This window comes from Exiguobacterium aurantiacum (genome assembly GCF_024362205.1).
GTDB lineage: Bacteria > Bacillota > Bacilli > Exiguobacteriales > Exiguobacteriaceae > Exiguobacterium > Exiguobacterium aurantiacum_B.
This window is the reverse complement of sequence record NZ_CP101462.1, coordinates 2,289,921-2,313,965: the sequence shown is the minus strand read 5'-3', so window position 1 is coordinate 2,313,965 and position 24,045 is coordinate 2,289,921. Positions and strand designations below refer to the sequence as shown.

22 protein-coding genes are annotated in these 24,045 nt (G+C 52.7%); 15 read left to right on the top strand and 7 right to left on the bottom strand.

The annotated features are described in order from the left end of the window. The first annotated feature begins 7 nt into the window (after positions 1 to 7). The 3 genes from trmL (at position 8) to NMQ00_RS11955 (ending at position 2,153) form a co-directional block, all read left to right on the top strand. Positions 8 to 481 (top strand): tRNA (uridine(34)/cytosine(34)/5-carboxymethylaminomethyluridine(34)-2'-O)-methyltransferase TrmL, encoded by a 474-nt coding sequence (gene trmL / locus NMQ00_RS11965; RefSeq protein WP_255176867.1) that lies wholly within the window; start codon positions 8 to 10, stop codon positions 479 to 481. A gap of 227 nt (positions 482 to 708) precedes the next feature. Beyond that, complete coding sequence (locus NMQ00_RS11960) at positions 709 to 1,266, top strand: DUF5366 family protein (protein ID WP_021066738.1); 558 nt, start codon at positions 709 to 711, stop codon at positions 1,264 to 1,266. Continuing rightward, positions 1,263 to 2,153: a hypothetical protein gene (locus tag NMQ00_RS11955; protein ID WP_255176866.1), complete on the top strand. Its 891-nt coding sequence runs from the start codon at positions 1,263 to 1,265 to the stop codon at positions 2,151 to 2,153. The genes NMQ00_RS11960 and NMQ00_RS11955 overlap by 4 nt, the downstream gene beginning before the upstream one ends. A gap of 29 nt (positions 2,154 to 2,182) precedes the next feature. Here NMQ00_RS11955 and NMQ00_RS11950 read toward each other — a convergent pair whose 3' ends face one another. After that, on the bottom strand, positions 2,183 to 3,970 hold the full coding sequence (locus tag NMQ00_RS11950) for a transglycosylase domain-containing protein (protein WP_255176865.1): 1,788 nt from the start codon (positions 3,968 to 3,970) through the stop codon (positions 2,183 to 2,185). Positions 3,971 to 4,122: 152 nt separating this feature from the next. Here NMQ00_RS11950 and NMQ00_RS11945 point away from each other — a divergent pair, with 152 nt between their 5' ends. Genes NMQ00_RS11945 through NMQ00_RS11930 form a run of 4 tightly spaced genes read left to right on the top strand, consistent with a single transcriptional unit; the run spans position 4,123 to position 10,318 of the window. Continuing rightward, on the top strand, positions 4,123 to 5,277 hold the full coding sequence (locus tag NMQ00_RS11945) for a glucose-1-phosphate adenylyltransferase (protein ID WP_255176864.1): 1,155 nt from the start codon (positions 4,123 to 4,125) through the stop codon (positions 5,275 to 5,277). A 34-nt stretch (positions 5,278 to 5,311) separates the two neighbouring features. Next, positions 5,312 to 6,412, top strand: coding sequence for a glucose-1-phosphate adenylyltransferase subunit GlgD (gene glgD, locus NMQ00_RS11940; protein ID WP_255176863.1), 1,101 nt, complete (start codon positions 5,312 to 5,314; stop codon positions 6,410 to 6,412). A gap of 11 nt (positions 6,413 to 6,423) precedes the next feature. Further along, positions 6,424 to 7,863, top strand: a complete 1,440-nt coding sequence (glgA, locus tag NMQ00_RS11935) for a glycogen synthase GlgA (RefSeq protein WP_255176862.1) — start codon at positions 6,424 to 6,426, stop codon at positions 7,861 to 7,863. A 22-nt stretch (positions 7,864 to 7,885) separates the two neighbouring features. Beyond that, positions 7,886 to 10,318 (top strand): glycogen/starch/alpha-glucan phosphorylase, encoded by a 2,433-nt coding sequence (locus NMQ00_RS11930; protein ID WP_255176861.1) that lies wholly within the window; start codon positions 7,886 to 7,888, stop codon positions 10,316 to 10,318. A gap of 13 nt (positions 10,319 to 10,331) precedes the next feature. Here NMQ00_RS11930 and NMQ00_RS11925 read toward each other — a convergent pair whose 3' ends face one another. Further along, positions 10,332 to 11,150: a sulfurtransferase gene (locus tag NMQ00_RS11925; protein ID WP_255176860.1), complete on the bottom strand. Its 819-nt coding sequence runs from the start codon at positions 11,148 to 11,150 to the stop codon at positions 10,332 to 10,334. Between the two features lie 99 nt (positions 11,151 to 11,249). On the opposite strand from NMQ00_RS11925, the gene NMQ00_RS11920 reads away from it, so the two are divergent. The 3 genes from NMQ00_RS11920 (at position 11,250) to NMQ00_RS11910 (ending at position 14,508) form a co-directional block, all read left to right on the top strand. After that, positions 11,250 to 12,977 carry a phospho-sugar mutase gene (locus NMQ00_RS11920; RefSeq protein ID WP_255176859.1) on the top strand — a complete coding sequence of 576 codons (1,728 nt, stop codon included), beginning with the start codon at positions 11,250 to 11,252 and terminating at the stop codon, positions 12,975 to 12,977. Positions 12,978 to 13,102: 125 nt separating this feature from the next. Then, entirely contained in the window at positions 13,103 to 13,861 is a 759-nt protein-coding gene (locus NMQ00_RS11915; RefSeq protein WP_255176858.1) for a transporter substrate-binding domain-containing protein, read from the top strand. Then, on the top strand, positions 13,858 to 14,508 hold the full coding sequence (locus tag NMQ00_RS11910) for an amino acid ABC transporter permease (protein ID WP_255176857.1): 651 nt from the start codon (positions 13,858 to 13,860) through the stop codon (positions 14,506 to 14,508). Before NMQ00_RS11915 ends, NMQ00_RS11910 begins: the two co-directional genes overlap by 4 nt. Before the next feature lie 44 nt (positions 14,509 to 14,552). Here the strand turns inward: NMQ00_RS11910 and NMQ00_RS11905 are convergent, their stop codons facing one another. Both NMQ00_RS11905 and NMQ00_RS11900 read right to left on the bottom strand, forming a co-directional pair. After that, the gene (locus NMQ00_RS11905) at positions 14,553 to 15,653 is read right to left on the bottom strand and encodes an ABC transporter ATP-binding protein (RefSeq protein ID WP_255176856.1); all 1,101 of its coding nucleotides are present in this window, start codon (positions 15,651 to 15,653) and stop codon (positions 14,553 to 14,555) included. A 103-nt stretch (positions 15,654 to 15,756) separates the two neighbouring features. Then, complete coding sequence (locus tag NMQ00_RS11900) at positions 15,757 to 16,614, bottom strand: PucR family transcriptional regulator (protein ID WP_255176855.1); 858 nt, start codon at positions 16,612 to 16,614, stop codon at positions 15,757 to 15,759. Between the two features lie 70 nt (positions 16,615 to 16,684). On the opposite strand from NMQ00_RS11900, the gene NMQ00_RS11895 reads away from it, so the two are divergent. The 4 genes from NMQ00_RS11895 to NMQ00_RS11880 all read left to right on the top strand — a co-directional run bounded on the left by NMQ00_RS11895 (position 16,685) and on the right by NMQ00_RS11880 (position 20,629). Beyond that, the gene (locus tag NMQ00_RS11895) at positions 16,685 to 17,776 is read left to right on the top strand and encodes a DUF445 domain-containing protein (protein ID WP_441294620.1); all 1,092 of its coding nucleotides are present in this window, start codon (positions 16,685 to 16,687) and stop codon (positions 17,774 to 17,776) included. Between the two features lie 35 nt (positions 17,777 to 17,811). Continuing rightward, positions 17,812 to 18,183 (top strand): YlbF/YmcA family competence regulator, encoded by a 372-nt coding sequence (locus NMQ00_RS11890; protein ID WP_034776512.1) that lies wholly within the window; start codon positions 17,812 to 17,814, stop codon positions 18,181 to 18,183. 161 nt (positions 18,184 to 18,344) lie between these two features. Continuing rightward, the gene (locus NMQ00_RS11885) at positions 18,345 to 20,093 is read left to right on the top strand and encodes an SLC13 family permease (protein WP_369696447.1); all 1,749 of its coding nucleotides are present in this window, start codon (positions 18,345 to 18,347) and stop codon (positions 20,091 to 20,093) included. A 62-nt stretch (positions 20,094 to 20,155) separates the two neighbouring features. Continuing rightward, the gene (locus NMQ00_RS11880) at positions 20,156 to 20,629 is read left to right on the top strand and encodes a hypothetical protein (RefSeq protein ID WP_255176852.1); all 474 of its coding nucleotides are present in this window, start codon (positions 20,156 to 20,158) and stop codon (positions 20,627 to 20,629) included. A gap of 32 nt (positions 20,630 to 20,661) precedes the next feature. On the opposite strand, the gene NMQ00_RS11875 is transcribed toward NMQ00_RS11880, so the two are convergent. From NMQ00_RS11875 to NMQ00_RS11865, 3 genes are all read right to left on the bottom strand, one after another. Next, a complete protein-coding gene (locus NMQ00_RS11875; protein ID WP_255176851.1) occupies positions 20,662 to 20,880 on the bottom strand; it encodes a YhzD family protein in 219 nt (72 codons plus the stop codon). Positions 20,881 to 20,919: 39 nt separating this feature from the next. Then, positions 20,920 to 22,011, bottom strand: a complete 1,092-nt coding sequence (gene dinB, locus NMQ00_RS11870) for a DNA polymerase IV (protein ID WP_255176850.1) — start codon at positions 22,009 to 22,011, stop codon at positions 20,920 to 20,922. A 68-nt stretch (positions 22,012 to 22,079) separates the two neighbouring features. Then, on the bottom strand, positions 22,080 to 22,991 hold the full coding sequence (locus tag NMQ00_RS11865; protein WP_255176849.1) for a magnesium transporter CorA family protein: 912 nt from the start codon (positions 22,989 to 22,991) through the stop codon (positions 22,080 to 22,082). Positions 22,992 to 23,163: 172 nt separating this feature from the next. Here NMQ00_RS11865 and NMQ00_RS11860 point away from each other — a divergent pair, with 172 nt between their 5' ends. Beyond that, positions 23,164 to 24,036, top strand: coding sequence for an HD domain-containing protein (locus NMQ00_RS11860; RefSeq protein WP_255178716.1), 873 nt, complete (start codon positions 23,164 to 23,166; stop codon positions 24,034 to 24,036). Positions 24,037 to 24,045 lie beyond the last annotated feature (9 nt).

Sequence of the window (24,045 nt, the reverse complement as noted above, 5' to 3'; positions counted from 1 at the left end):
GTGTACTATGGCAATCCATGTAGTGATGTTTCAACCAGAAATTCCGGCAAATACGGGTAACGTCTCGCGCACATGTGCGGCGACGAATTCGGTGCTCCATTTGATTCGTCCGTTAGGTTTCTCGACGGACGACAAAATGCTCAAACGGGCCGGGCTCGACTATTGGCAATTCGTCGACGTCCGTTATCACGATTCGCTCGATGAGCTGTGGGCCGAGCACCCGGATGGAGAGTTCTTCTATATTACGAAATATGGGGAACAATATCCGAGCGACCTCGACGTGTCGGTGGTCGACAAAGACTATTTCTTCGTCTTCGGACGCGAGACGAAAGGGTTGCCGATGGAAGTGATTGAGAATAACCTCGACCGTTGCATCCGCTTGCCGCAATCGAACCTCGTGCGGTCGCTCAACGTCTCAAACACGGCGGCGATTATCGTCTATGAAGCGCTCCGTCAACAAGGATATGCAGGACTGAAATAAAAAAAAGAGCCGGATTCGTGAGAATCTCGGCTCTTATTGATTACCTTCAGGTTTTCTGTTGTATCCAGCTGTAAAGATAGCTGCGAGGAAGACGACGCTGATTCCGACCATTAGTAACAAACCCATCTAAAAATCCCCCTTTTGTTCTCCGTGACTACGAATATTATAATATACTTGATAATAGATTTGCACTGAATATGAGAAATTCTTGTGAAATTGGAGCCGATATGAAAACAAACGTGTACTTGTTAAGCTATGCCCCGTTGATTGGGATCATTCTATTCTCGATGTCGCTCGCCATCGCCACGAGCGAGTATGTGATTCAATGGCTGACGCGTGTCGGCGTGTACAGCGAGATTATCGCACTGCTGTCCGTCCAAGAGTCGAAAGTGCTCGTGCTCGTCGTGTTCTTTACCATCTATTTCATGCTGTTCAGCGCCTTCAAACTTGTCGCGGATACGTTCAACCAGCTCGGGTTTGCTTTCTTTGCGCGTGAAACGAATGGCAGCTCGTTGCATCGGTTGAAGCCAGGGGCGACGATTTTCCTCGTTGGCTCAGGGATTAGCTTCTTATTTTTAAATTCGCTGCTCGCGGTCATCGCGGTGCTGCTCGGCACGTTCGTTCTTTATTTGTTCTATTACATATGGCAAGTCAGCCAGTTGATGTCGACATTTCGGGCCATCGGTCTACTGTTGATTCAAGCGATGATGTGGGCGATTCTTTTGAGTGGGTTAGCATGGGCGATGCTTCGCTTGTTTAACTCGGTCGGGGACATCATCCTATGACGGCAAGTAAAACGATTTCACTTAGCCCGACCGAAGAAGTCGTCCAGGTTTGGGTGGCGTCGATGGTGCCATCGATGGACTTGTTTATGGCGGACGAGCGCCTCGTGACGCAATTAGGTACACAGGCGTCAGTCTTGATCATCCCTCGCGCGGAATTTGACGCACACCCGTCTTACCGGGATGTCCGAGTCGCCAACGCTTATACGTATTGGACGATTGACCGGGAAGTGCCGTACGTCCTGCATGCCCCGCCTCGTTGGATGGAGACGTTGACGCCGGAAATGAGACGAGATGTGCTCACGTATCAAGTCCAAGTCGGTCGCGGTCTCGTCTTTCCCGTGAGTGACGACATGTTCATTGATCAATCGTCTTCAGTCGTGATGTGGGACGATACGCCTCATCTCGTTTTGCATCGATCCGTCTGGCAAACGATGACGGATGCCACCCGCCGTCGACTCACGATGACATACGCAGGTGCGTGGGAAGAGTGGACGACGAGTCCAATCCCGCCAACTTGTCCGGACCACGTGAAGCGCCTTGCCAACACCTTCCCGGTCAACTCGGGCAGCAACTGTTTGGCAGCCACACTGTTCGCTGTGACGGGAGAGGACTGGATCGCCTCGCAATGGGTTCATCCAGGTACGTTCCTCCAGACGCTCGGTCAAGCGGATTATGCGCAAGTCGAGACAGAGATAAGGGAATCGGGGGACGTGCTCACGTTCGTCGATGAAGCCGGACGGATCCAACACGCGACGTATTGCATCGGGAACGGGCTCTTCTTCAACAAGAACGGACAGACGTTGTTCAATCCGTGGAAGCTGATTCAAGAAAGAGACCTGTTCGAGGCGTGGGGAAGTTACACGTGTCACTCATATCGACGATTATAAAAGCCAGGGACAATGATGTCCCTGGCTTTTTAGCGATGTGCCTCCGTCCAGACGATGGCAGGATAGGCCCGGTTGGCGAGTTCCGGGAATGGACGCGGAGTGTCGGCGCCGAGCCAGATGGCCGTGATTGTCTCGTCGGTCAAGCCGACGTACCACATGTCCTTATGCGAGTTCGTCGTGCCGGTCTTGCCGCCGACGTAAGGACGTTTGATTTGATTGGCATAACGTCCGGTCCCGTACGTCGTGACGGCCGACAACGCCTCACGCATCGTCGCGACGGTCGCTTTCGACCAGACGGCCTCCTTCGTCACGCTTGGTGTGAGCGTCGGCGCACCCGACTCGAAGCGGATTTGCTTGATTGTCTGACCTGACACGTACACACCTTGGTTCAAGAACGGCGTATAGGCGGCGGCAAGCTCTTTCGGGGATACACCTTGCGTCAAACCGCCGAGCGCGCTGGCCAAGCTGTTATCTGTTTTGGCATCCCATTGGCTGAACATCATGTCGGCCGTAGCGAAAGCTGTTTCTTGGTCGATCGCGGTGAACGCGGCGAGCGCCGGCGTATTGTACGAATAGGCGACCGTATCGCGGAATGACACATCTCCGAGGACGCGATTGCCGCTGTTCGTCGGACAATACGTTCCGTAACAGACCGAGCGGCCGTCGAGGACGGTGTCGAGTTTCGCACCGGTCTCTTCGATGTATGGGGCGAAGACGAGGACCGGTTTGATGGCGGACCCGGGTTGGCGGAACGCTTGCGTGGCCCGGTTGAATTCGCCGCTTTGGGTCATCTCTGAATCAACGAGGGCGACGATTCGGCCTTTTGGCGTCATTTCGGCATAGCCGCCGTTTAAACCGGTCGGAAGCTTCGTCATGACTTGTTTTGCTTGTTGTTGCCGGGCGACGGACAGATACGTGTCGATTGTCGCTTGATTGGTCGCCAAATAGTCTTTCGCAGCCTCTTCATCGAGGTCATAGCGTGAACGGACGAGCCGGATCGCTTCTTTCATGACCGTATCCATATAATCGGGATAACGGACGACGTGTTGGCGATAGCTCGCCTTCAACTTCACGCCATGGTGTGTCTCGTAAGCCTGCTTTGATAAGACACCGGCATCCCGCAACTGGATGAGAATGCGGTCTTTGCGCTCGTAAAACCTGGCCGATGGGTCGAGCGGGTCATATAAAGACGGATTGTTCGGCACGGTCAACAGGAAAGCGATTTGGTTCCAGTTCAAATCTTCGAGCGGACGGGCGAAATACGTCTCGGCCGCTGCTTGAATCCCATAAACGTTATGGCCAAAGAAGATAACGTTACTGTAGGCGGTCATAATTTCTTTTTTACTATATTGTTTTTCAAGCGCCCGAGCGAGCAATAATTCTTTCACTTTTCGCTCATACGTCCGCTCGTGCGTCAAATAAACGTTTCGGGCCAGTTGTTGCGTGATCGTGCTCCCGCCTTGTAATGACGATTCATTGGCGTTATGTATGAACGCTCGGGCAATCCCGCCAAGGTCGTACCCGGGGTGGGCGTTGAACTTACGATCTTCGATGACCATGATCGCTTCGCGGAGATGGGCCGGCAAACGGGCGACGGAGACGTCATCACGGCGACCGCTCAAATAGAGCCGTTCCGCCCCCCCTTTATACGTCAACGTGACGGCATGCTTCGAAGCGAGCGGGGCCGCGTCGACCGTTTTTTCACCCCACGACAAAATCTGTTTCGTCTGTTCAATCTCTTCTTTTAACGCCCCACTGATCGTCAGACCGGTGGCTAGCAAACCAGCAAAAAATAGTGTCCCAATCCATGCCCTCATCGTCTCACCCCTCTCTTTATTCATTATATCGTCAAACTTTCAATAAAATTCAAAATGTAAACGTTATCATATAATAATTTGAGCAGGAATACATTAGGAAATAGAGAAAGAGGGTAATAGATGTTTATATTATGAATTTAGGAGGCTGTACTATGAAGCAAGAAATGGTTGCGATGCTCCTCGCAGGAGGAGAAGGAAAACGACTCGGGCCTCTCACACGGAAGACAGCGAAGCCTGCTGTCAACTTTGGAGGAAAGTACCGAATCATCGATTTTCCATTATCGAACTGTACCAATTCGGGAATCACGACGGTGGGCGTGTTAACACAATATGAACCGCTTGAGTTGAACCGTTACCTAGGCATCGGGTCGGCCTGGGACTTGGATCGCCGCAATGGAGGTTTGGCCATCTTACCGCCTTACCAAGCACAGTCGGGGAAAAACTGGTACGAAGGTACGGCCAATGCGATTTATCGGAACTTGAGCTATATCGACGACTATGATCCGGAGTACGTGTTGATCCTATCGGGGGACCACATTTACAAGATGGATTACGAGAAGATGCTCGACTTCCATAAAGAGAAGCAAGCGGACGTCACGATCTCGGTTATGGAAGTCCCTTGGGATGAAGCACCGCGTTTTGGGATCTTGAACACGGGCGACGACCTTCGCATTAAAGAATTCGAAGAGAAACCTGAGAAACCGAAGAGCAATTTGGCCTCGATGGGGATTTATATCTTTAACTGGAAAGTGCTACGGGAGCACCTGATCCAAGATGCGGAAGACGAGACATCAAGCTTCGACTTTGGGAAAAACATCATTCCGAACACGCTCCTCGATGGTTTAGACGTGTTCGCGTATAAATTCAAAGGTTACTGGAAAGACGTGGGGACGATTCAATCACTTTGGGAAGCCAACATGGACTTACTCGAAGAAGATCCGCCGTTCGATCTCTATGATCCGGAATTTAAAATCTACTCGGTCAACCCGAACCAGACACCTCAGTTCATCGGCAAAGATGCCTGCGTCGAACAGTCGGTCATCAATGAAGGTTGTCGGATCGAGGGCGAAGTCCAACATTCAGTCTTGTTCTATGACGTACGCGTCGGTGAAGGGTCGCTTGTCAAGGACTCGGTCATTATGCCGGGAGCACGGATTGGAAAAGATGTAACGATTCACAGAGCCATCGTCGCGAGCTGTGCCGTCATTGAAGACGGGGCGACTGTCGGCGAGCCGGGTGGTGAGATCGTTGTCATTGAACCACACGAAAATATCGAGAGCGGCACAGTCTTCAAACAACGTGCTTGATTTAAAAAAAGACCGACGCAAGGAGGCGTTACTGTTGACGAATGATTTGTTAGGGGTCATCAACTTAGGAACCGAAGAGGGCTTGTTTCCAGAATTTACGGGGCATCGCAATTTAGCGGCTGTCCCGTTCTCTGGACGTTATCGCCTGATTGATTTTACATTGACGAACATGATCACCCAAGGCATCAACCAAGTTGGTATTTTCACGTTAGATAAATATCGCTCGCTCATGGACCACTTGGGTTCAGGGAAAGAGTGGGATTTGGACCGTTCGCAAGGCGGTTTGCACATCTTCCCACCGGCGCTCAAGCCTGACGGGGAAGCATACCTCGGCGACTTGGCCAACTTCTCGATGCACCGCGAACACTTCGTGCGCAGCAAACAACCGTACGTCGTGATCACGGGGTCGAACGTCTTGACGACGATCGACTTCCAAGACATGCTCGAACATCATAAATCGATGGGGGCTGACATCACACTCGGTTACGCCGCTCACGAACAGAAATGCGGTTATTGTCGACCAATCCGTCTCGGTGAAAACGACCGTGTCGTCGGCATCGGCGAGCGCGGATACAGCCCGGACGACGAGTACACGTACACGGAGACGATTATCATGTCGAAAAACTTGTTCCTTCGTCTCGTCGACGAAGCGACATCAAAAGGTGAGTACGATTTGCTCGACGGCGTCATCCGTCCGCAGCTCCACCGTCTGCACGTGCACGGCTATCACTATACTGGCAAAATGCAGGTGATTCATTCTGTACTTTCATACTATAATGAAAGTATGCGCTTACTTCGTCAGGAAGGGATCATCTACGATTTCCCACATATCTATACGAAGATTAAACATGAGCCGCCAACCCGTTATTTGAAAGGGTCGAAAGTGAATGAAGCGCTCGTCGCAAACGGATGTAAAATCAGCGGTGAAGTTCAAAACAGCATTCTCTTCCGCGGTGTCGTCGTCAGTGAGCACGCCCGCGTTAAAAACTCAATCATTTTATCCAAATCGATCATCGAAGAAGGCGCTGTCGTCGAGAACGCCATTTTAGATAAAGAAGTGGTCGTCAAACGAGGACAAGTCATTCGAGGTACGGTCGACGAACCGATCGTCATCGGAAAACGGACAACGGTTTAAAGGGGGATATTATGAAAATATGGTATGTCGCTTCAGAAGCGGCACCGTTCATGAAAACGGGGGGGCTTGCCGATGTCATCGGCTCGCTCCCTCAAGCGGTGTCTGGACTCGGTGAAGATGTTAGTGTAATCATGCCGAAATATGGCACGATCGCTCAGGAATATGTAGATGACATGGAGTATCTTTTCGACTTGATCGTCCCGGTCGGATGGCGCAAACAGTTTGGTGCCGTCTTGAAACTTGTGCGCGATGGCGTCACGTTCTACTTTATCGACAACGAATATTATTTCAAACGAGAAGGCGTGCTCTACGGCCATTACGATGATGCCGAGCGGTTCGCATTCTTCTCTCGGGCCGTCCTTGAGATGATCGGGAAGCTCGAGGCAGAGGACGTGCCGGATGTGCTCCATTGCCACGACTGGCAGACAGGGGTCGTCCCGGCCTTCTTACGGATTCATTACCAACATCTCGAAGCGTATCAACGCATTCGTACGGTTTTCACTATCCATAACCTGCAATATCAGGGTATCTTCCCGGAAGCGGTCCTCGGCGAGCTATTACAGTTCGGTCCCGAGCACTTCACGGCGGAAGGGATTCAACATAACGGTCTCGTCAACTATATGAAGGCCGGCATCGTCCACTCCGACCAAATCACGACGGTCAGCCCGTCGTATCGTGACGAGATCATGGAACCGTATTACGGGGAAGGGCTCGACGCGGCGCTACGCTATCGGTCTGTGGATGTCCGTGGCATCTTGAACGGACTCGATTTGGCGACAAATGATCCAAGTACGGACAAGCGCATCGCCCAGACGTACAACCTCGATACGGTCAAAGAAGGGAAACTCGCCAACAAACGGGTCCTCCAAGAACGATTCGGTCTCGAAGTACGTGACGACGTCATGCTAATCGGTTTTGTCAGTCGACTCGTCGAACAAAAAGGGCTCGATTTGATTGAAGCGGTGAGTGAGGAGCTTGGGAACTTGGATTGTCAATTCGTGTTCCTCGGCTCGGGTCAACCGGAATATGAAGGCATCGTTCATGAGATGACGGCGACGCATCCAGGTAAGGTCGGGTCATATATCGGTTTCGATATCGAGCTCGCCCACTTGATTTATGCCGGATCGGACGCATTCCTGATGCCGTCACGTTTTGAGCCGTGCGGTCTCAGCCAGCTCATCTCGATGCGTTACGGGACGCTCCCGATCGTTCGAGAGACAGGTGGACTTCGTGACACGGTCAAACCGTATAACGAGTACACCCAAGAAGGCACGGGCTTTGGCTTCTTGAACTATAACGCCCATGAGATGCTCGCGACGATTGAGAAATCGATTCGTGTCTTCTACGACGACAACACTTGGAACGCCCTCGTCCATCAAGCGATGACCGCGGACTTCAGCTGGAAACAATCCGCGAAACAGTACCGTGAATTGTATCACCTATTTGCATGACCGGAAGGAGTTTTACACACATATGTTTACAGACAAACAGAGCTTCGTCACTTCATTTCAAGAGAGATTTGTCGCTTTAAACGGGAAGTCGTTCGATGAAGGGACCGAGCAGGAAGTGTATCAAACGTTGGCAACGATGGTGCGCGAACAGGCGATCCCGAAATGGATCAACACCCGCGACAAGCACGAAGAAAAGCAGAGCAAGCAAGTCATTTATTTCTCACTTGAATTTTTGCTCGGACGTTTTCTGTACAACAACTTGCTCAGCATGGATGTCCTGGAAGTCGTGCAAGAGGGGTTAGAGGAACTTGGTTTCAACTTCACGGATATCACGGAATATGAACCGGAACCGGGGCTTGGGAACGGGGGGCTCGGTCGTTTGGCGGCGTGCTTCCTCGATTCACTCGCCGCGCTCAGCTTGCCAGGACACGGGAACGGGATTCGTTACCGCTACGGCTTGTTCAAACAAAAGATTGTCGACGGCTATCAAGTCGAATTGCCGGACAATTGGCTCCGTGACGGCAACATGTGGGAGACACGCCGGGCCGACCGGGCCATCGACGTCAATTTCGGCGGTTGGATCGAGATGCGACAAATCGGGGACCGGCTTCGCGTCGTCCATCATCCAGATGAAGTCGTTCGAGCCGTACCTTACGATATGCCGATCATCGGTTACAAAAACGACGTCGTCAACACGCTCCGGCTCTGGAACGCCGAGTCGCCGTTTGATGACGAGGAGTATATGGAACGGACGAAAGGCTCGTATAAAGATTTGCTGAAATACAAGCAATCGATTGCGACCATCTCTGAGTTCCTTTACCCGGATGATACGACGTACGAAGGAAAGGTATTGCGCTTGAAGCAACAATACTTCTTCGTTTCGGCGGGCGTCCAGTCGATGATCGCGTCTTACTTACGTCATAATAAATCGTTGAAGCACTTGGGCGACCATTATGCGGTCCATATCAATGACACGCACCCGGTCGTTGCCATCCCTGAACTCATGCGGATCTTAATGGACGACCACGGCTACGGTTGGGAGGAGGCGTGGCGCGTGACGAAGAGCGTCATGTCGTTCACGAACCATACGCTCCTCGCCGAGGCGCTCGAGAAGTGGCCGGTCGAGATGTATGAACGGCTGTTGCCACGCATCTATCAAATCATCACGGAGATCAACCGTCGCTTCTGTAAAGATGTGCTCGTCAACTACCCGCATCTTGAACCACATATGGGCGAGATCGCGATCGTGTCGAACCAACATATCAATATGGCGAACCTTGCTGTCGTCGGCTCGCACTCGACGAACGGCGTCGCCCGAATCCATACCGATATTTTGAAGCAGCGTGAGATGCGTCACTTATATGAGATGTTCCCGTTGCGCTTCAACAACAAGACGAACGGGATCACGCATCGTCGCTGGCTCCTCAAGTCAAACCCGCGACTCTCGAACTTGATCACCGATGCGATCGGTCCGTCATGGATTGAACATCCGAATGATCTTGAGAAGTTGATGGGCGTGTCGAAAGACGCGAGCTTCCAAGAGCAGGTCATGAACGTGAAACAACAAAACAAACTTGACCTCGCCGGCTACATTCAAGCAGAGACGGGTATCGCCGTCGACCCGGAGTCGATTTTTGACGTTCAAGTCAAGCGACTCCACGCCTATAAACGTCAACTAATGGATGCGATGCACATTCATGCGCTCTATCAGAAGATTCAAGCAGACCCGACGTTCACGATGGTGCCACGGACGTTCATCTTCGGTGCGAAGGCAGCTCCGGGCTACTATTATGCCAAAGAAGTCATTCGTTATATCAACGCGCTCGCGGCCATGATCAACAATGATAAGCGGGCGAGCCGCTTCATCAAGGTCGTCTTCCTCGAGAACTACCGCGTCTCGATGGCGGAGCGCATCTTCCCAGGTTCGGATTTGAGTGAACAAATCTCGACGGCGAGCTACGAGGCGTCAGGTACCGGCAACATGAAGTTCATGATGAACGGTGCGCTCACAATCGGGACGCTCGACGGGGCCAATATTGAGATTCGCGATGCAGTCGGGGACGACCATATCTTCATCTTCGGATTGACACCGCAAGAAGTCATGAACTACAAGAAATTCGGCGGCTATCATGCGGCCGACATCTACCATGCGAATACAGAAGTGCGTAACGTCGTCGACGCCCTCGTCAACGGCACGTTTGACAAGGTCGGAGAATACCAATTCCAAGCGATCTTCGACTCGCTTCTCGTCTATAATGACGATTTCCTCGTCTTGAAAGATTTCGCGTCATACATGCAGGCACAGCGTCGTGTCGACGAGGTGTTCGCAGACAAGGCGCGCTGGGCCGAGAGCTCAATCGTCAATACGGCCAAGTCAGGTATCTTCTCGAGTGACCGAACGATTACCGAATATGCGAACGCCGTTTGGAACATCAAGCCGACGAGCGTGAAATGAAAAAATCCACCCGTTACGGGTGGACCTTGTTTTCTGGATAACTGATCCAGTCCGAGTATGAGCCCGGGTATAGACGGACATCGTCTTTACCGAGGGCGTGTAACGCCAAGATGTTGACGCAGGCGGTGACCCCGCTCCCGCAGTAGAAGATCGGGTTCGGGACATCGAGAACGTCGGCGTACAGTTCTTTCAAATCATGAAAATCTTGAAGCATACCGAGGTCGGTGATGGCTTCCGTGTATGGACAGAGGACGGCGTTCGGGATATGCCCCGGTTTTTGATCAATCGGTTCATAACTGCCATCGTACCGATCGGGTGTCCTTGAATCATATAGTCCGCCGGTTTTAGTGGCGGCGCGGACATCTTCAAGTGTCGCGATCATCTCGTCCTGGAACGCTGGGACATAATTTGATGCGGGATAGGACGGAACGTCCGTCGTCGTCTCTCCGCAGTAAGTGATCCCGGATTGGATGCCGCCCTCGAGCACGATGACGCGCTCATGGCCGGCCCACTTGAATAACCACCATGCGCGGGCGGCGTACGGGAACCCGTCGTCGTAGATGACGACTAAATCATCTGGTTGAATCCCGATGCGGCGGAGCGTCTCGGTCCATGCTTCTTTTGACGGCAACGGATGACGGCCTCCGTGCTCGGACACGGGTCCAGATAGGTCTTCCATCAAATCGAGGAAGACAGCGTTCGGGAGATGCCCTTGTCGATACACAAACTTTCCGTATGAGGCGTCGTTTAAAGAATAACGACAATCAATAAAGCGAATCGAGTCCGTATGGACGATGTGTTTCAATTCTTGGGCACGCATAGTTGGAAACATAGTATCACCTCGAAGTTTCGTTACTCCCATCGTATACAAGATGGAACAAATTGGCGAGTACTTCGATTGAATTTTTGAACGTCGAAAGGGGAACTGACCATGACATGGCAACAGACATATGACCGATGGAAACAACACGAGGCGCTCGAACCGCACTTGCGCGCCGAGCTTGAGGAAATGGAGCAAGACGAGACGTCGCTCGAGGACGCCTTTTATAAGACGCTCGAATTCGGGACGGGCGGTATGCGTGGGGAGATCGGTCCAGGGGCGAACCGGATGAACATGTACACGATCCGCAAAGCGTCGCAAGGCTTTGCTGACTTTATCGCTGCATCAGGGGAAGAAGCGAAACGTCACGGCGTCGTCATCGCCCACGACTCACGTCACTTCTCGCCGGAGTTCGCGCTCGAGGCGGCCCGTACACTCGCTTCGAACGGGATTAAGACGTACTTGTTCCCAAGTCTACGGGCCACACCGGAGCTGTCATTCGCCGTCCGTCATTTGAACGCCTTCGGCGGCATCGTCATCACGGCGAGCCACAACCCACCAGAATATAACGGCTTTAAAGTGTACGGTGCTGACGGTGGACAATTGCCGCCGGCCGAGGCCGATGAGCTCGTCTCATACGTCAACGCGATCGAAGATGAATTGAAGATTGAAGTCACCGACGAAGCGCCACTCCGCGCAGACGGAACGCTCGTCACGGTCGATGCGTCGGTCGATTCGGCTTATATGGAAGCACTCCAATCGATTCGCATCCATACAGACGTCCAAGGCGACCCGCTTAAAATCGTCTACTCACCACTCCATGGGACAGGACGCCGTCCGGTCATGGAAGGGTTGAAAGCGTATGGGTTTGAGCATGTGACAATCGTCGAGGAGCAGGCAGAGCCGGACGGGGCGTTCCCGACGGTCAGTTATCCGAACCCGGAAGAACGGGCCGCCTTTGAGCTCGCGATGCAATACGGCGATCGTGTCGGGGCAGATTTGCTCATGGCGACGGACCCGGACGCTGACCGTGTCGGCTTTACGGTTCGTGACCGCAACGGCGAATGGTTCGTCTTGACGGGCAACCAGACGGGTGCACTCCTGATGGACTACATCTTGTCTCAGAAAGTGGAGACGGGGACGCTTCCGGCGAACGGTTTCGTCGCGAAGACGATTGTCACGTCTGAACTTGGAGCGGCCATCGCCAAGGCGTATGGGGTTCATCTCGAGAACACGCTCACCGGCTTCAAGTTCATTGGTGAGAAGATCAAACAATATGAAGAATCTGGTGACTACCAGTTCTTATTCGGCTACGAAGAAAGTTACGGTTATTTGATTGGGGACTTCTGCCGTGACAAGGATGCCGTTCAGGCGTGCTTGCTCGGCGCTGAGATGGCGGCCTTCCATAAACAGCACGGACGCACGTTATACGATGCGCTCCAAGCCGTCTATGAGAAATACGGCTTCTACGAGGAGTCGCTCCAATCGATGACATTGAAAGGGAAGGCCGGCCTCGAACAAATCGGCCGGATGATGGAGGCGTTCCGCGCCAATCCGCCGCAAGAAGTCGGAGGTTACGAAGTCGTGCGCTTTGAAGACTATAAGCAACAAGTCGCGACGAACTTGCGTCAAGGGGAGACGGAAACGATCGAGTTGCCGTCGTCGAACGTGCTCAAGTTCATCTTCGAGGATGGCTCATGGTTCTGCCTGCGTCCGTCTGGAACGGAGCCGAAAATCAAGTTCTATTTCAGCGTCCATGCCGATAGCGCCGAGAAGACGACGGCGAAACGAGAGGCGATTGAACAGGATGTCATGAAACAAGCGAAAGCAATCGATTAAGTGAGGACCACTGCCCTGACGAGGGCAGTGGTTTTTGTTTGACATTGAATGCCCCCGTCAGTATGATGAGGTTATTGTTCAAAACCATGTAATCATATAAGGATTATCAGGAAGGCGGAATTCATATGAAAAAATCGTTAACAGCAGTACTCGCTATCGGCGCATCGTTCGGGGTGCTCGCGGCTTGTGGCACAGAGACAGACAGCGGTTCAGAAGAAGCGGTCATCACGGTCGGTACAGAAGCGACATACCCGCCGTTCACGTATAAAGACAAAGGTGAGATCACAGGGTATGATATCGACGTCTTGAATGAAGCAGCCGAGCGTGCCGGCTACACGGTCGAATATGAGCCGATGGACTTCAAAGGACTCGTTCCGGCCCTCGACGCGGAACGCATCGACATGATCGCCAACCAGATGAGCATCACGCCAGAACGTGAAGAGAAATATGCGTTCTCAGACCCATACGCCGTCTCAGGCGCACAAGTCATCGTCGCATCAGACAATGAGGACATCCAAGGCATCGACGACCTCGACGGCAAAGTCGTTGGCTCGACACAAGGATCGGTCTACGCCAAGCTCGCTGAAGAAGCTGGAGCTGAAGTCAAGTTCTACAAAGGCGCGAACCAAGTGTTGCAAGATCTTCAAGTCGGACGTCTCGATGCGGCACTCAACGACCGTCTCTTCATTTTGACGGAGCTTGAGAAGACAGGTTACGACGTGAAAGCGGTCGGTGACGTCTTCAATAAGAGTGAAGCGGGCTACATGACGCGTCAAGACTCAGACGTGCTCGAAGGCTTGAACGAGGCGCTCGCTGAGATGCAAGAAGACGGAACGATGGCTGAAATCGGTGAGAAGTACTTCGGTGAGGACATCAGTCAATGAGTGAACTGATCACGACCGTCATCGAGAACCGTTCGGCCTATTTAGAAGCCGTACAATTGACGTTGATCGCCAGTATCCTGTCGATTCTCCTCGCCTTGGTGCTCGGTCTGATCATCGCTGTCTTGCACAGCAGTCCTGTCAAGGTCGTCCGTTTGTTCACCCGTACGTATATCTCGTTCTTCCGTGGGACACCGCTCCTGTTGCAACTTCTCATCCTGTACGTCGGTCTGACCGGTTTCGTCCAGTTGAGCGGGATGCAGGCACTCATCTTCGGGCTTGGCCTTCACTTTGCGGCCTATATCTCGGAAGCGTTCCGCGCGGCCATCAATTCGGTCGACCGCGGACAAGTCGAGGCGAGTGTCGCCCTCGGGATTCCGCGTGCGAAGCGCTTCAAGGATATCATCTTCCCACAGGCGTTATCGCGTGCGATTCCACCGGTGTCCAACTCGGTCATCGATATCATCAAATCAACGTCACTCGGTTCGGTCATCGCCGTCCAAGAGTTGACGTACGTGTCCGATCAAATCGCAGCGACGACGTATCTCGTCATGCCGCTCCTCTTGTTCTCGGCATCGATCTACTGGATCTTGTCGACGCTCATCCAAGCGGGTCAACATCGTCTCGAACGTCGGTATGCGATTCGCTAATACAAAGAAATCCCTTCGATTCTAAAATCGAAGGGATTTTTGTATTAACGGATGACTTGTTCTGTCTCAGTATCGAAGAAGTGAGCTTTCGTCATGTCGAGTGCGAGTGTGACGTCGTCACCCATATGGATGTTCGAACGTCCATCGATGCGAGCCGTGAACTGGTGACCACCGAGTTCGGCGTACAAGTACGACTCTGCGCCCATGAGCTCGGCGACGTCGATGTGCGTGCGGAACGTGTGCGTCGTTGGCGAGTCGATGTAGATTGGCTCATCGTGAATTGATTCCGGACGGATTCCGAGCACAAGCTCTTTACCGATGTATCCGCGGTCACGAAGACCTTTCATTTTACCTTCAGGGACGTTGATTTCTTCACCGTCGACGAGGAACTTCCCATCAGCCAATTTTCCACGGAAGAAGTTCATCGAAGGTGATCCGATGAAACCGGCTACGAAGATGTTGTCCGGGTTTTCGTATACTTCTTTCGGCGAACCGACTTGTTGGATGATTCCGTCTTTCATGATAACGATGCGAGTCGCGAGTGTCATCGCTTCCGTTTGGTCATGGGTAACGTAAATCGTCGTCGTGTCGAGACGGTTGTGCAATTGAATGATTTCTTTACGCATTTGAACGCGAAGCTTGGCATCCAAGTTTGAGAGCGGCTCATCCATCAAGAACACTTTGGCATCACGAACGATGGCACGGCCGATGGCGACACGTTGACGCTGACCACCTGAGAGTGCTTTCGGCTTACGTTGAAGGTATTCTTCAAGTCCGAGGATGCGGGCCGCATCTTGGACGCGACGATCGATTTCATCTTTCGGGAACTTGCGAAGTTTCAATCCGAACGCCATGTTGTCATACACACTCATGTGCGGGTAAAGGGCATAGTTTTGGAAGACCATCGCGATGTCGCGGTCTTTCGGTGCGACGTCGTTCATGCGCTTGCCATCGATGATGAAGTCCCCGCTCGAGATTTCTTCGAGTCCGGCGATCATACGGAGTGTCGTCGATTTACCACAACCTGAAGGTCCGACGAAGACGATGAACTCGCGGTCCTTGATGTGCAAGTTAAAATCGCTGACTGCCTTTGAGTCGCCACCTTCGTATATTTTATCAATGTGGTTCAATTGAATTTCTGCCATGTCGTTAGCCTCCTGAGAATCTGTTCTTGTATAATAGCGCTTACAAGATTGATTATACGGTGAAACCGCTTGCATTGGATATGTACACGTTGCACAAAAACGATTACTCAGATTTGTGCAACGTGACAATGAGTTGAAGCAAACTCGCATCATAGAATTGGCGGGCATCGTATCCCGTCAGTTCATACAGCCGATCGAGCCGATAGTTGAGCGTATTTCGATGCATGAACAGTGCTTTAGCCGTATGGGATACGTTTAAAGAGTAGGCGAATAATGCCTCTAACAGCTCGATGTTCGTTTTGTCGAGCGTCGTATATACGGTCTCGATCAATTGGAGACGTTCGGCAAAAGTCTCATGGTCTTCTAGCAAGTAATGGTATAATAGTTGACTAGCAGGGTAAGCTTTAGTAGAGAGTCTCGCGAACGGGCGCAGCGTTTGATGTTGTTGGTACAGTGTCCCTAACACACCGAGCGGTCGCTCGCTATAGATGACATGGGCCTCAACGTAGCAATCGCTCGCCACGGCTCGTAACACGTCCTCGAACTCGGACAAATCGACGAGTTGATTCATCTCGATGATTTCCACGTGATGTCGCGTCATGACGACGATTTCCGCTTCAGGCATGAAATCGTTCAATATCTCTAAAAATTGCTCGAGCGATTCCGGCTCTTGATAATGGAGCGACAGCGACAACAACCGAAATGGCTGGGCAATCCGATACGAATCTGTGAGCAAGCGGTCTTGCCATTTCTCTTGACGCGGATCACGCGTCGTCACAAACGGTGTCGCCGACCATTCAAGGAGCTGTCGTTCACGCTCGCTCAATTCCATTTTGGGTAGTCCAAACACGGTCCCATCGTGTGCTTGGTACCAGATGTAGTCTCCGGATGCATCTTCCGACCGATGGACAACGGTCGGGAAAATCGATTTAATACGATCATACGTAGTCAATACAATCACCTCTTCAAACAATGTATCATATTTCAGAACGGAGGCAGGCAGTTTGGACAGTCTACTAAAAATATTCATCATGATCGCCATCGGGGCGACAATCGGGGGAGTCACGAACTTTCTCGCTATCAAAATGTTGTTTCGGCCCCATCATCCTAAATACATCGGGAAGATGCGCGTGCCGTTCACCCCGGGGTTGATCCCGAAACGTCGCGACGAATTGGCAACGAGCCTCGGGAAGACGGTCGTCAAGCACTTGTTGACGCCTGAAGGGATGCGTAAGCGCCTGCTCGATGAACAAGTCGGCGGGCACATCACGCACTTCGTTCAAGGCGAGGTACGGACGATGCTCCGTTCGGACAAGACGATCCGGTCGCTCATCGAGCCGCTCTACCCGGATGCCGAGACACGGGTGCTGGCAGAGGCGGATAAGAAACTCCGACAAGAGCTCCGACTCGTCCTCACAGATGTGAAGTCGCGCAAACTATATGAGCTTCTCGGTGAAGACGGGATGGACCGTGTCCGGGGGCTCATCCCCGAAATCGTGGACGCCTTGCTCGTCAAGTCAGAGGAGTATTTTTATTCGGCCGAAGGGGAAGCACAGCTTCGGCACATGGTCGACTCGTTCGTCCAACGTCGGCTCGGCTTCATCGCCGGGTTCGTCCAGAACTTGAATTTTGTCGAGATGATACGCCCCGAGATCATCAATATCCTCCGCGGCGGCTCGACACGGTCTGGGATGGCTGAGATGATTACGCGTGAATTCGAGCGATTCAGTGAGCGCTCGGTCGAGACGTTGCTCGATGAGCGTTTAGAGGAACGGTTGATTGACGGTGTGACGACGGAAGTCGTGTCGCGCCTACCGGTCGGGGACTTGCTCGATCGGACCGTCCATTCGTATACGCGGGACGTCGAGGAACGTGTCGTTGAAGAGCTCGTCCCGAACGGGGTCCGACTCGTCATCACTCGCTTCACGGATCAAATGGAGACGGTCATGGACCGGCTCAAGATTGATCAAATCGTGCAAGAGCAAGTGAGCTCGCTCGATACATCGTACCTTGAAGAGATCGTCCTCTCGATCTCGAAACGAGAGTTTCGGGCAATAACATGGCTTGGAGCCTTATTAGGTGGTATGATTGGGTTGATTCAAGGGTTGATTGCCATCATTTGATTGGCACGCCCTAATAGTATTTAGGAGGACGTCACATGTCACAATCAAACTTGTACGATCATGCTTACCAATTGGAAAAAGCACTTCGCGATTCTGAGGAGTTCACAAATCTCTCTTCACTATACGACCGTGTCAATGCGGATGCAGAAGCGAACCAGTTATTCGCTGACTTCCGTGATATCCAAATGACGCTTCAACAGAAGCAAATGCAAGGCGAAGAGATCTCTGAACAAGAGATGATGGACGCGCAGACGAAAATGATGGGCGTTCAACAAAACGAATTGATCATGGAGCTCATGCAAGAAGAGCAACGCATGCATCAACTGGTCACAGAAGTGACGAAAATTATCATGAAGCCGCTTGAAGAGCTTTACGCTCCGATGGTGAATGATAACGAAGTTCAATAATGGTGAAGCAAGCGGATGGCAATCGAGCCATCCGTTTTTTTGTTGACCAGATTGTCACCCAACAAATGATAACGCTTACATAAAGCGTGGTATACTCTACTTGTAGGTCATTTCACAAGGAAAGGGTGGACGTCATGGTCACCTTGGTGATTTTAGCCGCCATGATCATCGGTTTTATCGGAGGTTGGCTCCGAGCCGACTTGGTCGCGCTGATTGGTCTCCTCTTGCTCGTTTTGACAAATCAACTGACGCCGGTCGAAGCGATGGCCGGTTTTTCGAATTCAGTCGTGCTGATGATTGCCGGACTGTTCATCGTCGGCGCCGGTTTGTTCCACACTGGCCTCGCCGAACGATTAGGGGCCGCGCTCATCCCATACGCGAAAGGGAGTGAAGTGCGTCTCTTTCTCGTGCTGATGGTCACCGTGACGTTTCTGTCGAGCATCATGTCGAACACGGGTACGGTCGCTTTATTGATTCCCGTCGTCCTCGCCATGTCGAGGCAGATGGGGACGAGCCCGGCGAAACTGCTCATGCCGCTCGCCTTCTTCTCGAGCATCGGTGGGACGATGACTCTCATCGGGACGCCGCCGAACCTTGTCGCTGCTGAGACACTTCGAAGTGCGGGTGTGAGTTCACTCGGATTTTTCGCACTTTTGCCGATCGGGCTCGTCGTGGCCGTAGTTGGGTTTGTGTATTTCTATGGCGTCGGCAACCGTCTGCTCGGGACGGGGGACGTCCATTCATCCGCGGCTCATCCGTTGACGTTGCCGCGAGTGTCCGTCTATGCGCTTGCGATCACGAAAGGACACCGCCTCATCGGTCAGACGCTTGGTGACGTCAAGTGGTCACGAGACGGACTGATCGTCGTCGGAGAACACCGAAAAGGAGTGGTCCATCGGTTCACCACGGCCCGAGCGGACACGGTGCTTACGGAAGGTCGGGTTCTCGTCAGCGGCGATGAGACGGACGTCCACCGCATCGCACGACAAGAAGGATTGGTCGTCGAACCGGTTAACGTCAAAGATGTATACGGCAAAGCGTCTGGCGTCGCCGTCTTCACGATTCCGACCGACAGTCCACTCGTCGGCCGTTGTTTGTCCGAGAGCCGATTACGCAATGAATATCGATTGAACGTGCTTCAAGTCGTGCGCCCGAACGAGGAAATCGCCATCACCCGATTGAAAGATGTCCCGCTCGAACGGGGGGACATGCTCGTCGCGCAAGGCGAGTGGGAAGATTTAGAGCGGGTCGGAAACGAGACGCACCTTCTGCTTGCCAATGAGCATGTGACCGATGTGGCCAACCGGGCCGTGTCCGAACGTCATCAACTAGCAGCGGGGTTGATCATGCTCGGGATGGTGATGCTCCTCGTGTTCGAGTGGGTCGACCCGACGGTGGCGGTGTGGCTCGCTGCATTGGCGATGGTGCTCACAGGGGCCGTCCGCCAAATGGACGTCGCGTATCAATCGATTCAATGGTCCTCGCTTCTTTTAATCGCAGCGATGATCCCGGTCGGTCAAGCGCTCGACAATGCAGGAATCATGCCGTGGCTCGTCACGTGGATCAGTGAGTCGTTCGGGCAGGCCGGTCCAATCTGGGTGCTCGTCGCCCTTTTCGTCGCGACGATGGTGCTCAGCCAAATCATCTCAAACACGGCGACAGCCGTTTTGTTCGCACCGCTCGCACTATCACTCGCCTCGGCACTCCAAGTGAGTCCCGTCCCGCTCGTCGTCGCCGTCGCCATCGCAGCGTCGCTCGCGTTCATGACCCCGTTCGGGTCACCGACGAATGCCATGGTGTTCGGCATCGGCGGCTACCGTTTCTTCGATTTTGTCAAAGTCGGCTTGCCGCTGCAGGTTGTGACGGCGGTCATCGCCATCTTCACGATTCTGCTCATCTTCCCGTTTTAAAGGACATGTTCATCTATCTGCTGAATACGTAAAAAAATGCTAAACGATGAGGTGGAGAGACGATGTGGAAACGAATCGGGATGATTTTGGCTGTGTTCTTGCTTGCCGCCTGCTCGAATGAGAGCGAGCAGCCGACACCGACGCTTGGGGCGGACGCCAAAGTGGCCAAGGCGTATTTAGAAGAGCAAGGCTATGAGATCGTCACTTATGAAGGGAATCGAACGTCGGGCTTTGAGAAGGCAGATCTGCTTGAGTTACCAACGCGAAGTACGTGGGAAGTGCAGGCGAAGCCTCCGGATGCCTATATCGGGCACGACATTCGGCAAGAGCGTTTTATCGTCCGAAACCATCCGCTCGGTCAGGCGAATGTCATTGTGATGATGGTGGACGGCGAAATCATCGGCGGGACGTCGTATCCGGATTCGGCCGAGCCACTTACCGGAGCGAGCTATTCACTCGATGGGAAGACGGCGGAAGAGCTGCATCCCGATTACATGGAGTGGCGCAACGAGTGGGAAGCCAAATATAGCGAATGAACAAGCGCCTCGGGAGACCCGAGGCGCTTCTGTTATGAGGCCGTGCCTTTTAGTTTGCCTGACAGTTTACAGCGCTCGAAGTAGATGAGCTGGCCGCGGCGTGCGATGCGGGCCCCTTTATGGAGGTGCCCGGCTTCCTCGAGCATCGCGAGGCCTTTCTTTTTCGCTTCATCATCGTTTGCCGCGGTAAATGAATCGTTCAAGACGGTCGTGCCGTCGTTTTCGAACGCCGTGATCGTATACTGTTCCATCCGTTCGCCCCCTTTGCTTCCATTGTACTGAATGACCATTCATTCTTCAAGCGAAGGTTTCGTCAGCTCCTCGAATGTGAGCTGACGGGCCGTTTCGGTACGCGGAATCAACTCCGAGACCGTCATCCCAATCAAGCGGACCGGTTCGGTGATCGCCATCTCGTCGAACAGACGGCGGGCGAGTCGTTTAATCTCGTCATGGTCATGCGTCGGATGGTTCAATTTGATTTGATGGCTCCGGGCCTGGAACTCACTCGTCTTGATTTTGATTGTCACCGTCTGACAGCTGAGTTCACGGCGGTCGAGCTGGAGTAGCACGTCTTCGATTTCCGGGATGACGCGTTCATACACTTCTTCCGGATCATCGAGGTCGAACGCGAACGTCGTTTCCGAACCGATTGATTTTCGTTCCCGGGTCGGCACGACGGGGCGGCTGTCCCGTCCGTGGGCAAGCTCATATAACTGATTTCCCCGGTCGTGGCCGAAGATGGCCTTCAACTGTTCGGGGCGGGTGCCTTGCAAATCGGCGATCGTATGGTAGTCGTGCTTGAACAACGTCTGGGCGGTCACTTTGCCGACCCCGTGCATCGTCGTGATCGGAAGCGGGGCGAGGAATGCCTCGACAGCATCCGCCTCGACGACCGTCAGCCCGTTCGGTTTGTTGAACCCGGAGGCGATTTTGGCGACGAACTTCGACGGGGCGACCCCAGCCGAGGCGGTCAGTCCCGTCCGACGCTTGATTTCTCCGAGGATGTAACGCGCGATATACGGGCCGGACGTGCTCATAAGCGTATTTTCGGTCACGTCCAAATACGCCTCGTCGAGCGAGAGCGGTTCAACAAGCGGCGTGATGGACTTGAAGATTGCCATCACTTGTTGGCTGACGTGCCGATAGACGTGAAACCGCGGTTTGACGAACGTCGCCTGCGGACAGAGCGCGAATGCGCGCCGTGACGACATGGCGCTGTGCACCCCGTATTTTCTTGCTTCATACGAACAGGTGGCGACCACGCCACGGCTGTGGGGGGCGCCACCGACGATGACCGGCTTATCACGTAAATCAGGACGGTCCCGTTGTTCGACCGAGGCGTAAAATGCGTCCATATCAACGTGGATAATCAATCGTTCCATGTACATCACCTTTCTGTCTCATCTACTCCTTTCAGTATACCGAACTTTTGTTCGTTTTTTCACTTTTTTTAGTTATGCATCTTTCGCCGTTGTTTCTCTAATTTTGCATTCCCACGAATTTGATTTGGGAATTGCAAGAGCGAACCAATCCAATTTTTTCGTTTTAGCCAGAAATAGATGAGGATGGTAAACCCGACAATCATGAGCCAAGCGAACAGATAGCCGAGCGGCCAGTCAAGTTCAGGCATTTGTTTGAAGTTCATACCCCAAACGGCCCCGAATGCGACGACCGGTGTCGTCAACGCTGTGAAGACGGTCAATGCCTTCATGATTTCGTTGCCTCGGAAGTTTGACAGTGTAGCGGCAAGGTCGGTCATAGCGATGACATCTCCTTGGTAATGTTCAATCAATGTCAGGAGGCGATCGACTCGATAGGTGGCGAGACGATACGAGTTCAAGTCATCTAGCTTGAGATCGAGAAACGCTTCTCGTCCGGCCATGAGCAATTCACGATACGGGACGACCGTATCGGACCAGCGCTCGACTTCACTGCGAAGGCCGAAAATTTCATTCATGAACTGGGCCGGGACTTGGCCGCTCATCTCTCGTTGTGCGACCATCAACCGTTCTTCGTATTCATCAATACCGTGGAAATAGTAATCCATTTTTTCAGCGAGCAAATCATAAAATGCCTCGATCGGGGTGGCATACTGTTTCGATGCGACCGTCTCGCAATAAATGTCATCGAACCCAATTGTCCATAAGAAATCTCGAGTCACGAAATAGTGCCCGATTTTTTGTGGTTCGCGTTCTAGCTGTTCATAGTCGAGCGTGAGCGAACCGTACATATAATCTTGTTCGACGATGATCTTCGTGACTTTCGCCGTCGTCAATTGCTCGAGCCAATACGTGTACGCCTCTTCATAATGATTGTCGACATGTACGATTTCTTCTGGTCGTGTGTACCATTCCCAATTCATCTCTCATTCCCCCAATATGCTTCTCTCTCAAGTATTCCCGCTTTCCACAGAAAGTTGGCATCTGGCCTGAACTTTCGTTAAGATGTAAGTACTGACAAGAAGAGAGGTGCTTTTTTTGACGACTACTAAAATCGGGCAGCTCAAAGTGGGCGAAACGTTGAACCAATATGCCATGATTAAGCAATCGTATCGCGGAATCGCCGGGAACGGCAAACCCTATTTGACACTCATCTTATGCGACGAGAGTGGGGAGATTGAGACGAAAGTATGGGACAGTGCCGATACGGACAAATATGCGACGAAAAAAATCGTTCATGCTTCCGGGGAAGTGATGGACTACCGTGGGCGGACCCAGTTGAAGCTCAAACAAATCTCCATCATCGAAGGGGAGACGGACATCGCACCATACGTGCGCTCGGCCCCGGTGCAAAAGTCAGAACTCGAGACCGAGATTCGCGGCTACATCGAGGCAATCGAGCATGCAGGGATGAGACAACTCGTGACGGCGCTCGTCGACCGAAACGAAGAGGCGTATTTCACGTATCCGGCCGCCGTGCGCCATCACCATGCGGTCTATTCAGGACTCGCGTTCCACGTGCTGTCGATGTTGCAGCTGGCTGACAAAATGTGTGACCTCTATCCGCAACTGAATCGGGACTTGCTCGTCGCAGGCGTCGTGCTCCACGACTTGGCGAAAGTCATCGAGTTGTCGGACGCGATCACACCAGAATATACACTCGAAGGTAAGTTGCTCGGTCATTTGTCGCTCATGGCGTCTGAAATCGAAGTCATGGCCCGAGAACTCGGAACCGACCGCGAAGTCGTGACGTTGCTCCAACATCTCGTCCTCAGCCATCATGGGAAACCGGAGTGGGGGTCGGCGAACACGCCGCAGCTCCCAGAAGCTGAGATGTTATTCTTTATCGACAACATCGATGCCCGGATGAACATGTTCGAGAAAGCGTTCGAAGGGATAGAACCCGGAGCGTTCACAGAGCGGGTCACGGCGCTCGACAACCGGGCGTTTTATAAACCGAAGTTATGAAGGCATACA

Excerpts from the sequence above, each read along its gene's own strand:
- trmL (WP_255176867.1), top strand. The coding sequence starts at position 8 with ATGGCAATCCATGTAGTGATGTTTCAACCAGAAATTCCGGCAAATACG.
- NMQ00_RS11960 (WP_021066738.1), top strand. The coding sequence starts at position 709 with ATGAAAACAAACGTGTACTTGTTAAGCTATGCCCCGTTGATTGGGATC.
- NMQ00_RS11955 (WP_255176866.1), top strand. The coding sequence starts at position 1,263 with ATGACGGCAAGTAAAACGATTTCACTTAGCCCGACCGAAGAAGTCGTC.
- NMQ00_RS11950 (WP_255176865.1), bottom strand. The coding sequence starts at position 3,970 with ATGAGGGCATGGATTGGGACACTATTTTTTGCTGGTTTGCTAGCCACC.
- NMQ00_RS11945 (WP_255176864.1), top strand. The coding sequence starts at position 4,123 with ATGAAGCAAGAAATGGTTGCGATGCTCCTCGCAGGAGGAGAAGGAAAA.
- glgA (WP_255176862.1), top strand. The coding sequence starts at position 6,424 with ATGAAAATATGGTATGTCGCTTCAGAAGCGGCACCGTTCATGAAAACG.
- NMQ00_RS11930 (WP_255176861.1), top strand. The coding sequence starts at position 7,886 with ATGTTTACAGACAAACAGAGCTTCGTCACTTCATTTCAAGAGAGATTT.
- NMQ00_RS11925 (WP_255176860.1), bottom strand. The coding sequence starts at position 11,150 with ATGTTTCCAACTATGCGTGCCCAAGAATTGAAACACATCGTCCATACG.
- NMQ00_RS11920 (WP_255176859.1), top strand. The coding sequence starts at position 11,250 with ATGACATGGCAACAGACATATGACCGATGGAAACAACACGAGGCGCTC.
- NMQ00_RS11915 (WP_255176858.1), top strand. The coding sequence starts at position 13,103 with ATGAAAAAATCGTTAACAGCAGTACTCGCTATCGGCGCATCGTTCGGG.
- NMQ00_RS11910 (WP_255176857.1), top strand. The coding sequence starts at position 13,858 with ATGAGTGAACTGATCACGACCGTCATCGAGAACCGTTCGGCCTATTTA.
- NMQ00_RS11905 (WP_255176856.1), bottom strand. The coding sequence starts at position 15,653 with ATGGCAGAAATTCAATTGAACCACATTGATAAAATATACGAAGGTGGC.
- NMQ00_RS11895 (WP_441294620.1), top strand. The coding sequence starts at position 16,685 with ATGATCGCCATCGGGGCGACAATCGGGGGAGTCACGAACTTTCTCGCT.
- NMQ00_RS11890 (WP_034776512.1), top strand. The coding sequence starts at position 17,812 with ATGTCACAATCAAACTTGTACGATCATGCTTACCAATTGGAAAAAGCA.
- NMQ00_RS11885 (WP_369696447.1), top strand. The coding sequence starts at position 18,345 with ATGATCATCGGTTTTATCGGAGGTTGGCTCCGAGCCGACTTGGTCGCG.
- NMQ00_RS11880 (WP_255176852.1), top strand. The coding sequence starts at position 20,156 with ATGTGGAAACGAATCGGGATGATTTTGGCTGTGTTCTTGCTTGCCGCC.
- NMQ00_RS11875 (WP_255176851.1), bottom strand. The coding sequence starts at position 20,880 with ATGGAACAGTATACGATCACGGCGTTCGAAAACGACGGCACGACCGTC.
- dinB (WP_255176850.1), bottom strand. The coding sequence starts at position 22,011 with ATGGAACGATTGATTATCCACGTTGATATGGACGCATTTTACGCCTCG.
- NMQ00_RS11865 (WP_255176849.1), bottom strand. The coding sequence starts at position 22,991 with ATGAATTGGGAATGGTACACACGACCAGAAGAAATCGTACATGTCGAC.
- NMQ00_RS11860 (WP_255178716.1), top strand. The coding sequence starts at position 23,164 with ATGATTAAGCAATCGTATCGCGGAATCGCCGGGAACGGCAAACCCTAT.